We start from the raw sequence: 12,524 nt of genomic DNA on the forward strand, positions 1-12,524 counted from the left end.
CATCCGGTTAACTCTAATTGTAGTCAGTTTTTACAATGCTGTCATGTTTTCCAGAATCTTAAGTGGGCGTTTAATTGTTTGGTCGATTATCAATTAATCGAACACCATCGATGTTAACAGCAACTAACCGACGGTCACCTAATTCCTCAAGATATTCAACCTCAAACCCAGCATCAAGAAAACGCTGTCGATGCACGTCAATGGCGACTTCCATCGCAAAAATTTTTGCAAATTGGCTTGCTTTTTCTCTGCCTTGAACAGACAAACGGGTATTACGAGAGCTAAATGGCAAACCATCCGCTTCACGATAAGTTGGCACGCCTATCACGTCAACTGGCATAAAAAAGGCGTTTACCATGCCCTTTATTAACTGTAATTGCTGGTAATCTTTTTCGCCAAAATAAGCCCTATCGGGTCGGACTAATTGGAGTAATTTCATCACAACGGTTAAAACACCGGTAAAATGGCCCGGCCGAAAACGATCCTCACAGCGATTTTGCTCGGCTGTTGAATTCACTTGAAACAAGTAACCATCGGCATAGATGTCTTCTGTGGATGGCAAAAGACAAAAATCAACGCCTAATTGCTGCAAACGGCTTAAATCCTCTTCAATTGTGCGGGGATAATTGGCAAAATCGTTGCGATCATTAAATTGTTTGTCATTGACAAAAATACTGACAACCGTGATATCGTTTTCCTGGATGCTCTGTTTGATTAATTGACTATGACCGTCATGTAGATTCCCCATGGTTGGGACAAAGCCAATGCATTTTCCAGTGTTTAATTGTGGCTGAATTGACTGCCAGTGAGAAATGAACTTAACCACCTGCATAGCTGTGCTCCTCCAACGGGAATTGACTCTTACGAACGTCATGACAAAATTGTTCCAAGCCCGATTGAATGAATTCGCCGGCTTGAACATATTCTTTAACAAATTTCGGTTTATTTTGATTTTGCAGCCCTAATAGATCATGCCATACTAAAATTTGACCATCACACCCAGGGCCCGCGCCAATGCCGATGAGGGGAATTGAGACGGTTTGTTGAATTTTGTAGGCCAAATCCTCGGGAACACACTCTAATACGAGCGCAAAGCAGCCAACTTCAACTAACGCCTTTGCTTGCTCGATAAGATGCATTGCCTCTTTTTCACTTTTTCCCTGCACACGATGTCCACCGAGCTGATGAACCGATTGAGGGGTTAAACCAATATGCCCCATGATGGGGATGCCACTTTTGACCAGATGAGAAATACTGGTTAATGCATCGATATCCGCCCCTTCTAATTTAATCGCATGGGCGCCTGCTTGCATCAATTGCCGACAGGCGTCAACCGTATCAGCAAGCGACTGTCGATAGCTTAAAAAGGGAAGATCCGCAATGAGCAGTTGGGATCCTAACCCTCTTGCCACGGCCCGCGTGTGCATCACCATCATTGGCATGGTCGCCATAACGGTGGTGTCATACCCATGAACAACCATGGCAACCGAATCTCCGACTAATACGGCATCGATATCCGTATTGGCTACGATAACGGCGCTGGGGTAGTCATAACAAGTGACTAAACATAAGGGTGTGTGATTATCTTTCTGCTGTTGGAAATAATGGATGGTTTTTGGCTTTCGTTTACCGGAAAAGGGTACCTGTCTCATGATCAAGTCCTCAAAATGATGGTTAAATCTTGCATTTGTAATCTTTCGTCGCTGCAAATGTCAGCGCGATGTCAAATACCTGTGATCGCTACGTGGCATATAAATCCTCGCCTTTTCAGCGATCACGGGTATATACTATACTCCATTCAAAATTTCTAACAAGCAAATTATCATGAATAGCCAAATTCATCTCGCCATGCAATCCCCCGGGGAACACCCGCTTAGCTTATCCGGGGTGGTTGGCAATTTAGAAGCCATGTTAACGGTGCCTTCCGATGCCCATCCCAATATATTATTGTTTCTTGGCCACCCTCACTCCCTCCAAGGCGGCAGTATGACCAATAAGGTAGTGACGACGTTAGCGCGTGCGGCAAAAGAAATAGGTATGGCAAGTTTGCGTTTTAATTTTCGTGGCGTTGGCCATTCACAAGGTGAATTCGATAATGGCATCGGCGAAAGCGAAGACTTAATCAAGTTAGTACGCCAAGTTGAACAGGATAATCCCGCCTGTGAGTTTATCTTTGCAGGTTTCTCCTTTGGTTCTTATGTCAGCTATCGAGCAGCATGCCAATGTCCCCACCGCTTACTTCTTTCTATCGCTCCCCCTGTGGAACGCCATAACTTCTTGTCTTTCACGCCAGCACCTTCGCCTTGGGAAATTATCATGGGGGATGCCGATGAGGTGGTTCCGTTTTCTGCTGTTGAAAATTTCGCTAAAAATCATACGCCGCCGATACCGATGCACCGGTTTGCAGACACGGGGCATTTTTTCCATGGTCAATTAGTCAAATTAAGGCAGACACTTGAGCCCCTATTTCAACGAGTCCTCATCCAATGAATGCCCTGGTAGAACGCTATCAACACGCAGTTAGCCAGGGTGAAATTGAGTTTGATGCAGCCCAGTTGGCGGTATTGGAACATTTGCAAACCATTCTCACAGATATCCATCAAAACCGTGCTTGGTCATGGTGGCCTTGGCAGCAAAAACCCCGAACTCGGGGCTTATATATTGTTGGCCCAGTTGGGACGGGAAAGACATTTTTAGTCGATTTATTTTTTCAACATTTACCGAAAGGCTATGGGAAACGGTTTCATTTTTTGCATTTCATGCAGCTGGTTGATCAACAATTAAGGCAACGACAAGGGCAAATGGATCCATTGCGCAAAGTCATCAAATCATTCGCCAAAGAAACCCGCTTACTATGTTTTGACGAATTTGCCGTGGATGATGTCGCTCATGCCATGATATTAGCGGAACTGCTGGATGAATTTTTTGCTAATGGTCTAATATTCGTGGCAACGTCCAATACCACACCGGATAACTTATATTTAAAAGGCGTTCAGCGCCAACGATTTATCCCAGCCATTGAGGCAATCAAGAAACACTGTGACATTAAAACCCTCATCGCCCAACGCGATTATCGCACAGGGCGGACTATCCATATCGAAACTTACATGCACCCCCTTTCACAAGCCCATCAGGAATTGTTAGTCAAACAATTTGATTTGTTAGCGGTCAATCCCCAAGCCAAGCAATGCCTGATTGTCCAAAACCGCGAAATCCACTGTGTGAAACAAGCCGACAATATCATCTGGTTTGAATTCGAGCAGATTTGCCAAGTCCCAAGAAGCCAGCTCGATTTCTTAGAATTAAGTCGACGGTTCTCAACCTTTGTGATTAGTAAAGTGCGGCAAATGGGGCCAAACGATACCAGACAGGCGATACTATGGATACAGCTTATTGATGTACTTTATGATCAAAATCGTCGTATCATTGTCAGTGCCGAAGTCGATATTGATTCCCTTTACACGGGGGGAGAAATGGCACGTGATTTTAAAAGGACAATCAGCAGGCTTCATGAAATGCAATCGACGGATTATCAACACAAAATGGGTTATATTTCATCAACGCAGCTGATTCAACCGGAGGAATAGCGGGTGCAATTCAGAACGATTTTGCGCATTTTAGGCATTTTATTGATGTTATTTAGCCTAACGATGTTAACGCCCCTAATCATTAATCTGTTTTATCATGAACACTTTTGGGGTCCCTTTATTTTGGCAGCAGGCTGTACTTTCCTGACAGGCTTTGTCTTATGGCTATCTTGCCGCCATGCCCATTATGCTTTAAAAAACCGGGATGGCTTTTTACTTGTTGCCCTCTTTTGGTCAGTATTATGTCTTTTTGCCGCTTTACCCTTTTTATTCGCCTTAAGTTCATCCACCCATGCCTTAACGGATGCATTTTTTGAATCCGTTTCTGGCTTTACCACGACAGGTGCCAGCATTATCACCCATCTCGATGGATTACCCCACGCCATATTATTTTATCGACAACAATTACAGTTTTTGGGGGGCATGGGTATTATTGTTTTAGCCGTTGCTATTTTACCCATGTTAGGCGTTGGGGGAATGCAGCTATACCGAGCTGAAACACCGGGGCCAATGAAAGACAGTAAATTAACGCCCCGCATTGCCCAAACTGCCAAAGCGCTGTGGTATACTTACCTAGTACTCACATTACTCTGTTTTCTCAGCTATTGGTGGGCCGGGATGGATTGGTTTGATGCGTTAGGCGAAAGCTTTTCTACCGTTTCAACCGGTGGATTCTCCATGCATGATCAAAGCTTTGCCTACTATCAACAAGATAGCATCGAATTGGTCGCCTGCTTATTTATGTTTCTTGGGGGTACAAACTTCGCACTCCATTTCACTGCATTGAAAAAAGGACACTTAAACCACTACTGGCAAGATGAAGAATTTCGCGTTTATACATTCATCCTACTCGGTGGCAGCATCCTAGTCACCTTGCTATTGCTCATCTATGGTTTTTTCGATGAGCCCCATCCTGCTTTAATTAAAAGCTTATTTAATGTCATTTCGTTAGCAACAACCACTGGATTTTTATCCTCATCCATCGATACTTGGCCCTCGTTGGTTCCTTACCTTATTACGTTTCTTGCAATCATTGGTGGCTGTGCCGGTTCGACCAGTGGTGGCATTAAAGTCATGAGGGCACTTTTGTTAGGTAAGCAAAGCATGCGTGAAATGAAACGGCTCATCCATCCAAACGCAGTCATTAACATAAAATTTGGCCGCCACAGTTTAGCGGATCCGGTGTTACAGTCCATGTGGGGATTTATATCCGTTTTCATCGCTTTATTTATCCTAATCCTTTTAGTCCTCATTGGCTTAGGCAATGATTTAGTGACGTCCTTTGCCTGCACCACTGCCTCACTTGCCAACGCTGGGGCGGGAATAGGTGATATTGCCTTAAATTTCGCTAACTTATCTTCTGCAAGTAAATGGGTATTGATGTTTGCCATGTTAGCAGGTAGGCTTGAGATCTTTTCAATTTTAGTGTTATTCATGCCCCAGTTTTGGCGAAAATGAAAAGTTTTGTAACAAGTATGTTAAAATAATTTGGAAATGTTGTTAACATAAAGACCTGCCTGTGTTAATATAACTCCGATTGTGTCTAAAAAGAGGATTTTATGCATAAAATATCCGCACTTCCTGTGGGGCAACAACGCACATTCCGGATGCATGATGTAAAATTTGATGTTGTTTCATCAATTGTCGTATTCCTCGTCGCTATTCCCTTGTGTTTAGGGATTGCCTTAGCGTCCGGCGCGCCACTATTCTCAGGAATCATTTCTGGGATAATCGGGGGGATTGTCGTCGGAATAATCAGCGGCTCCCATGTCTCTGTGAGTGGTCCAGCGGCTGGGATGGCCGCCGTTGTTTTAACAGCCATTGCGCAACTGGGTGATTTCCAAACCTTTTTGCTCGCTGTCGTTTTTGCTGGATTTATCCAAGTATTGATTGGTATCCTCAGGGCCGGGTTTGTTGCTGAATACATACCCTCTAATGTGGTGCAAGGGTTACTGTGCGCAATTGGAATATTATTGATTATTAAACAACTTCCCTTGGCATTCTCTCATCCATTAGAAGTGGCTAGTTTGAAAAGTGTGTTAAAAGAGGCGGCTGATGGAATTTCCTTTACTTCCTTGCAACATATTGTTTCTCACTTATCATTTGGCGCCATTGTTATTTCAGTCGCATCGATGTCAATTTTGCTCTTTTTTGATTTCACTAAAAATAAAATTTTGAAAGCGATTCCTTCGCCGATCATTGTGGTTTTGGCGGCTATTTTTTTAAATGGTTTTTTTGGTCAATATTTTGAATCATTAGTGCAAGATCAACTCCAACTCGTCAATATCCCTCAGTATAATGGCTATTCCGATTTAATCTCCCAATTACAATTTCCTAATTGGAGTGCATTGGGTAATGCAAAAATATATTTTTATGCCTTGGTGATTGCTATCGTCGCCTCCTTAGAAACCCTCCTTAATATCAAAGCAGGTGAAAAACTAGACCCAAGGAAACGACACTCCTCCAAAGACCGCGAACTGGTTGCCCAAGGCATTGGTAATATATCGGCAGGGCTAATTGGCGGACTGCCCATTACATCGGTGATTGTTCGCACGTCGGTTAACATCGATTCGGGGGCGCATAGCAAATTATCCACGATCCTTCATGGTACTTTTTTACTAGCAGCGGTATTGTTGATTCCCCGTTGGTTGAATAAAATTCCGTTAGCAGCGCTTGCTGCTATCTTGATTCATACGGGTTATAAATTAAGTAAACCGGCTATTTATAAAGCCATCTATCAACAAGGGTTAGACCGATTTATTCCTTTCATTGCAACCATTGTCGGCATCATTATCTTTAATTTGCTCGCGGGCATTATTATCGGGCTAGCGATTAGCTTTTTCTACATTTTGAAATCCAGCAGCCAGGCGCGGTTAAATATTATTAAAGAAACCTACCCAACCGGCATTATTTATCGACTCATGTTGCCACAACAAGTTACCTTCTTAAATAAAGCATCATTCTATGCAGAGCTTGACACCTTACCTTCAAACTCCCAACTCATCATTGATGCCCGCTATACGCAATACATGGATAAAGAAATCATTGAATTATTAACTGATTTCCAAGCAAATGAAGCAAAAGAAAAGAATATTGCAATTAACCTGACTGGCTTTAAAGAAGTGTATGACGTTCAGGATCAAATTAACTTTATCGACGTCACAACCTATGATGTTCAAGCCAATTTAACCCCTGCCCAAGTGCTTAAAGTACTTAAGGAAGGAAATTATCGCTTCATCAACGACATCCGCATTCACCGAAATCCCAAAATGGAAGTGACTCACACGTCTAAGACACAGCATCCCATCGCCGTTATTCTTGGATGCATTGACTCCCGAGTGCCTGTGGAAACAATTTTCGATATGACCTTCGGTGATTTATTTTGTGTACGCGTTGCCGGAAATGTCATCAGTAGTGATGTGTTAGCCAGTATCGAATTTGCCTGTGGCGTGGCCGGGGCAAAGCTCGTGGTTGTGTTAGGTCATACCCGCTGCGGGGCTATTATGTCGGCTTGCGATAATGTAAAAACTGGCCATATCACCCAATTACTGGAAAAGATAAAGCCTTCTGTGAAAGCAGCTACGTCGATGGATGAAAGTCGTGATAGCAGTAATGATTCTTTTGTTCAGCAAGTCACTGAATTAAATATTGCCAATACCTTATGGCAAATTTACAGCCAAAGTGATATATTGAAGGACAAAATTAATCAGGATGAAATTGCTATTGTTGGCGCAAACTATGATGTGCGAACTGGTAAAGTCAGCTTTAAAGATTATTCACCGGAAGTTGAAGTGCTATTAAAGAAGGATACTGACCAACAACTACAAAAAAAATTACAGGAAATTGTCCAACCAAATGCACTTTTATCAGGTAATTAATTAATCCCAAGCCGGACATGTTAAAACAAGCAAATCAGGACTGCGTAAAAAGCCCCTATTAAGGCGAATTTATGTCGACAGTATCCATGCAAATGCAATTGCACTATGCACAATTTCCTAAACCGGTTGATCAAAACGATGGTCATACTTGGATATTTGATCGACAGCTTAGCAAACAAAACCCTGATTTCGTTTTATCCGTGTTGAAAAACATACGGTGCGTTAAACTCGAATATGACGTATTACAATCACAATTGGCTGAGCTCATTCAATCGCAACTGGATATACCGCGTCATCAAAATAAATTAATCACCGCACTTATCTTAGCAGAAACCCTTGAATACTGTTCTTACCATTACCTTGTCGATCAACTAGAGGCCGCCTACTACCAACAGCAAATTCTAAACTTAAGGAAACTGTTAGCTTCCCTAGGGTATACCTTTCCAAAAAACAACTTAGCGATCCCCGGCTTGAAGCCCGAGGGGAGCCTATCCCAAACCATTTCCCGGCAGACAAATTTTTATAATATGCTTCGCCAAATTACTCAACGCTCCCGCCGGTTCGTTCTTGAAGTTAACCGCCTAATGGCGACCCTTCGGGCGAGTTCAGTTATTGACTCCATCGATAATGCCACCTCTCCCATACTCAACTATCTCTTTTTTTTACTATTCATTCCTAGGACTATCAGCAATCTTTGCATAATTGGCAAACATGTATTTCCAGGAGCTTGGATGCAAGAGCCTGAGAAACAATTGCACTGGCGGGATCGCTTAAGCCTGCAATTAAATCAACGAGGCTTCCAATTAGCTGATGATTTAGTATGGTGTGTCGTCAACTTCAGTATCTGCTTTGTTCTCATTGGCCCCCTATCTCATTGGGCAATGCCGATGATGATGGGACAGCAAATTTGTGAAGTTATTTCGCGTGTGGCCAAATTGATAGTAACTGTTAAACCGTTACTCGCTTTAAAAAACCACTATCTTGCTTTGCTAAAAAATGATGCGCTTGATGCGGATGACAAGCTTGAAATTGAAGGCTATCTAACTCAACTCGATGCTCGCATCCATTTTGAAATCAAAAACCTTGCGTTAAATGTGCTTAACTCAACCACAATTTTAATTTTAGGGTTATTAACCATTTCAGTGTTCTTTAGTGCAGTGCCAATCATACCGGCTGTCGCGGCATTGCTGATGGTTGCTGCAACCGGCGTTTTTTATTATCTCAATCGAACAATGAACAAACAGCATCCAAACAAGCCTCAAGCTTTGGTGGATAAAGCAAGTCAGTTAGGTCTATTTGCTGTTGATGACAGGCAAATACAAGCCGCTCCCTCACCGCAACAAACACCCCAGTTTTCAGCTTAACGAACGAAGTGATTGGGCCTTTTCGTAAGTCTTAATTAGGTGAAAAGTAAGCCGCGATTGCCTATACTATAGTTATTGAAAGTATCGATAGGGACGACTAACATGCCTCCAGAATTAACTCAAATGACTTATGCGCAAAAATATAACCAATATTTTGATCCCGACTCGACTTATCAAAAAATGGATTCCATGGTTAAAACCAATGGTCGAGACCATTATAAAAAAATCATTGACCCTGATTCGAAAGAGCCGATGGAACCAGCCAAGGTGGCAGCGATTATCCAACGGGCTGAATTGGGGAATAAACGGCTCGATGTATTGGTCAGTAAACTTGACTCAATGCCCATCGATCAAGGCCTTAGCAACAAAGACTGCCAAACATTAAAGCGCATTTTAACTGATGTCAAAAGTTCCCGGCCCAATGACCAGGAAAAACAAGCCATTGATGAGATTGTGCAAACCATCGATAGTCAGGGGCAAGATGGCTTGACGGCAGAACAAACGCATCAAGTTTTAGCAAAAATGGATGACATACGCCATGACCGCAGTTTTTTTGACCCTGAACAAGTCAAATCAATTTCTCAATTCATCAGCAACAAAGTCACTGAACTCAAAGCAGCAGGCGGCGATACATCCAATCTTGAACAACAACAAAAAATTATGGATGAAATTGACAAACTCAATCGTGTCGGCCAAGAAGTTAAACAATCGCAATCATCGGGTATGTCTGAAGTCGAAGCCAAGAAAGTTGTCGAGGAACTCAAAGGCTTTAATATCGATGACCAAGACGATAAGAAAGATAAAAAGCAAGACCAAAAAGACGATAGAAAAGAAGACGAAAAATCAGAAAGCAAGCAGGAAACAGAAAGCGAAGGTTCAGACAATTTAGAATCCATGGGAGAAGAAGGGGCTGAAAATGCACTGGAAGATGGCGTCGAAGATGGTCTTGGCGATGCCGTTGTTGACGGGGTGGGTGAAGTTGCCGCTGATGCAGCGCCTGAAGTGACTAGCGCCGTGGTTGAGGGAGCAGGTGGTTTGGTTGGGGCTGAAGGAGCCGCTTTGCCGGAAGAGTTAGCGGGTGCCGCAGGGTTAGAGATTGCGGCACTCCCGGAAGAAGCCGTGGCCGCCGAAGCAGTTGTTGGTGCTGTGGGCGCGGCGGCAATTTGATGTTTGATCTCATTGGAACCTACCGTTCTGCAAAACCGTTGCAGACTCTCGCAATCATTGAACCGCTTGCATCCCACTATGATATTACTCGTATCGCACACATCACAGGCCTTGATACCCTTGGCATTCCGACTTATGTTGCTTATCGGCCTAATAGCCGCTCTTTATCATGCAGTCAAGGCAAAGGGGTCAGTCACGCGCTGGCAAAAGTATCCGCCATCATGGAAGCCATCGAATTTCATTGCATCGAACACCTTCCTCCCGCCGATCTACATGGATCCTTTCAAGTTTTGAGTAAAACCTATCCGTTATACCCTTTAGATACGATTAGCAAAACATTAATCAAAGTGGATTTATTAGAAACCTCTATCGACTGGCTAAAAGGCTATGATCTCATCAATCAGCAACCCATCTATTTCCCGCGCGATATGATTGGTCTGGATAAAAGCCAAAATAACCTGACGTCATTAGCGCTATGGCCAAGTTCGAATGGGCTTGCTTCGGGAAACACATACGAAGAAGCGTTGTGTCATGCACTTTTTGAGTTAATAGAACGCGATATGTTTGAAACAACCTCCGATCGCATCGTTGATTTAGAAAAATTAACCGACCCAACCTGCCAACAAATGGTGAACACCATTCAAGAACAGGCAAAACTTGTTGTGACCGATGTCACCAATCAGCGACTCTCCATGCCGATTTATAAGGCAGTGATCACGGATAAAGCCAATGCGAATCGATTGTCACTTGGTATCGTGGGACATGGTTGTCACTTATCCGCCCAGGTGGCATTTCTACGGGCAATCACCGAAGCGGCCCAGGCACGATTGACATACATCTCCGGCGCAAGAGATGATATCCCCATCCATCTCTTTAGCCCCCAGTTATTATATCGCATGACGCCGAAAGTGGCGCCTAATTGCCTGTTACAAGAAATCAATACCATGCCCAACACCATGACAGAAATGCTCAATTTAATATTAGATAGATTGGTCACCAATGGCCATGGTCAGGTCATTGTCTACCGACTAACCCCGGATGATTGTCCATTTGCCGTGGTGAGGGCCCTGATTCCTACGTTATCATTAGATGAAGCCAGTCATTTTATCCACACAAGTGAGGTCGTATGACAAATCAATTAACGATTGTCTATTCAGGCCCAACGATTAATCAAACCCAAGTAAAATCGCTTTTACCGGACGCCTATTGGCATGATCCCATTCAATGTGGCGATGTCATAAAGGCCATGCGCATCGGCGCAAAGCGATTGATAATTATTGACGGCTTTTTTGAGCACAAAGCATCCGTCTGGCATAAAGAAATTTTATTGGCGATGCAACATGGGATAGAAGTCATTGGCGCCTCAAGTATTGGCGTCCTTCGTGCTTGTGAACTTCATTCATATGGCATGATTGGCATTGGTGAAATCTTTCATTGGTATCAACAAGGGTTGATAGACAGTGACGATGAAGTCACCGTGGTACACTACCCTGCCGAAGCAGATTATCTACCAGCCAGTGACGCGCTAGTCAATATACGCAAAACCCTGCAATATGGGTTGGAATCACAAATCCTTACACAAAACGATCATGACCAATTACTGACAAAAGCCAAGCAAACGTTTTATCGACAACGCAATTGGCATCAATTACTTGAAAATAGTCAGCTACCTGATATGACCGTGCTTTGGCTTAAAAAAAATTACCAGGACATCAAGCAGGCTGATGCGATAGCAGCACTTCACTATGCCGCTTCCCATCCTGCCATGGCCCCAAAGCCATTTGAGTTGTGTCATAACCAATACTTGAATAAACAAATTCATGTCATGAATACTCAGCCATTTAGTCAAGCATTTGATTGGCTTCCCGTTGAGGAAAAACGAACCATTGCTTGGTTTGACCAGGGTCATGAGGCAAAAGAATTGGTGACGCATCTGGCGAAATTGTGCGATATGACAACGATGTTATTTAATCCAATCGATAATATCGAAAATATTGATCTGACCCATTTTGGGCATTTTCTCAAAGAAAGTACAGATCCCGATTTTCATCAGCTGATTGAATTTATTAACCTACAAATTGCCAATGGCGCATTAGATCTTAAGATTGTTGAAAAATTTTATCCTTACTTACGATTGTTGTTTTTTAATCCCCGAAAAAAAACAAGCGAACACACCCAATCGGCACTGGTCCTATTTTCGGTTCTATGGGTAATTTTAAATCAACATGCCGATGCGGCTGGAATTTATTGTGAGGACGAGAAGATTAAAGAATATACCAATGATCTTTTACAGAAAATAGGACAACCATCGCTTGGAAGTTTAAATGCGTTTATCTATCAATATCAGTATGAGAAAAAGCTATTTATAAAACTATGTTATGAGGGGGCTCGCTTTCGCTATTTATTTAATTATTTTATCGGTCAGGGATTAGCAAAACGAAAAGTATTTAAGCCAAAAAATTGGTTATGGACTGTTATTGAGGTGTTTCTGCATAAAAAGCAGGAATTTTGAAGGGATTTGGGGGCTT

At 42.9% G+C, this 12,524-nt stretch carries 10 protein-coding genes; 8 read left to right on the top strand and 2 right to left on the bottom strand.

Annotated elements, in window-relative coordinates; all coding sequences use genetic code 11:
- Positions 1–70: 70 nt before the first annotated feature.
- Positions 71–832: a pantoate--beta-alanine ligase gene (panC, locus tag AB3348_RS10055; RefSeq protein ID WP_367607483.1), complete on the bottom strand. Its 762-nt coding sequence runs from the start codon at positions 830–832 to the stop codon at positions 71–73.
- Complete coding sequence (panB, locus tag AB3348_RS10060; RefSeq protein ID WP_367607484.1) at positions 819–1,652, bottom strand: 3-methyl-2-oxobutanoate hydroxymethyltransferase; 834 nt, start codon at positions 1,650–1,652, stop codon at positions 819–821. The genes panC and panB overlap by 14 nt, the downstream gene beginning before the upstream one ends.
- Before the next feature lie 172 nt (positions 1,653–1,824).
- Here panB and AB3348_RS10065 point away from each other — a divergent pair, with 172 nt between their 5' ends.
- From AB3348_RS10065 to AB3348_RS10100, 8 genes are all read left to right on the top strand, one after another.
- Entirely contained in the window at positions 1,825–2,490 is a 666-nt protein-coding gene (locus AB3348_RS10065) for an alpha/beta hydrolase (RefSeq protein WP_367607485.1), read from the top strand.
- A complete protein-coding gene (zapE, locus tag AB3348_RS10070) occupies positions 2,487–3,587 on the top strand; it encodes a cell division protein ZapE (RefSeq protein WP_367607486.1) in 1,101 nt (366 codons plus the stop codon). The genes AB3348_RS10065 and zapE overlap by 4 nt, the downstream gene beginning before the upstream one ends.
- 3 nt (positions 3,588–3,590) lie before the next feature.
- A complete protein-coding gene (locus AB3348_RS10075; RefSeq protein WP_367607487.1) occupies positions 3,591–5,045 on the top strand; it encodes a TrkH family potassium uptake protein in 1,455 nt (484 codons plus the stop codon).
- A gap of 101 nt (positions 5,046–5,146) precedes the next feature.
- On the top strand, positions 5,147–7,465 hold the full coding sequence (locus AB3348_RS10080; RefSeq protein WP_367607488.1) for a bifunctional SulP family inorganic anion transporter/carbonic anhydrase: 2,319 nt from the start codon (positions 5,147–5,149) through the stop codon (positions 7,463–7,465).
- 71 nt (positions 7,466–7,536) lie between these two features.
- Complete coding sequence (locus AB3348_RS10085) at positions 7,537–8,829, top strand: hypothetical protein (protein ID WP_367607489.1); 1,293 nt, start codon at positions 7,537–7,539, stop codon at positions 8,827–8,829.
- Positions 8,830–8,931: 102 nt separating this feature from the next.
- Entirely contained in the window at positions 8,932–9,996 is a 1,065-nt protein-coding gene (locus AB3348_RS10090; protein ID WP_367607490.1) for a hypothetical protein, read from the top strand.
- On the top strand, positions 9,996–11,126 hold the full coding sequence (locus tag AB3348_RS10095) for a YcaO-like family protein (protein WP_367607491.1): 1,131 nt from the start codon (positions 9,996–9,998) through the stop codon (positions 11,124–11,126). The genes AB3348_RS10090 and AB3348_RS10095 overlap by 1 nt, the downstream gene beginning before the upstream one ends.
- The gene (locus tag AB3348_RS10100) at positions 11,123–12,508 is read left to right on the top strand and encodes a TfuA-like protein (protein WP_367607492.1); all 1,386 of its coding nucleotides are present in this window, start codon (positions 11,123–11,125) and stop codon (positions 12,506–12,508) included. Before AB3348_RS10095 ends, AB3348_RS10100 begins: the two co-directional genes overlap by 4 nt.
- Positions 12,509–12,524 lie beyond the last annotated feature (16 nt).

Origin of the sequence: Legionella sp. W05-934-2 (genome assembly GCF_964199965.1) — a bacterium.
GTDB lineage: Bacteria > Pseudomonadota > Gammaproteobacteria > Legionellales > Legionellaceae > JAFIFT01.

Coding starts and splice junctions, on each gene's coding strand:
- panC (WP_367607483.1), bottom strand. CDS start 832: ATGCAGGTGGTTAAGTTCATTTCTCACTGGCAGTCAATTCAGCCACAA.
- panB (WP_367607484.1), bottom strand. CDS start 1,652: ATGAGACAGGTACCCTTTTCCGGTAAACGAAAGCCAAAAACCATCCAT.
- AB3348_RS10065 (WP_367607485.1), top strand. CDS start 1,825: ATGAATAGCCAAATTCATCTCGCCATGCAATCCCCCGGGGAACACCCG.
- zapE (WP_367607486.1), top strand. CDS start 2,487: ATGAATGCCCTGGTAGAACGCTATCAACACGCAGTTAGCCAGGGTGAA.
- AB3348_RS10080 (WP_367607488.1), top strand. CDS start 5,147: ATGCATAAAATATCCGCACTTCCTGTGGGGCAACAACGCACATTCCGG.
- AB3348_RS10085 (WP_367607489.1), top strand. CDS start 7,537: ATGTCGACAGTATCCATGCAAATGCAATTGCACTATGCACAATTTCCT.
- AB3348_RS10090 (WP_367607490.1), top strand. CDS start 8,932: ATGCCTCCAGAATTAACTCAAATGACTTATGCGCAAAAATATAACCAA.
- AB3348_RS10095 (WP_367607491.1), top strand. CDS start 9,996: ATGTTTGATCTCATTGGAACCTACCGTTCTGCAAAACCGTTGCAGACT.
- AB3348_RS10100 (WP_367607492.1), top strand. CDS start 11,123: ATGACAAATCAATTAACGATTGTCTATTCAGGCCCAACGATTAATCAA.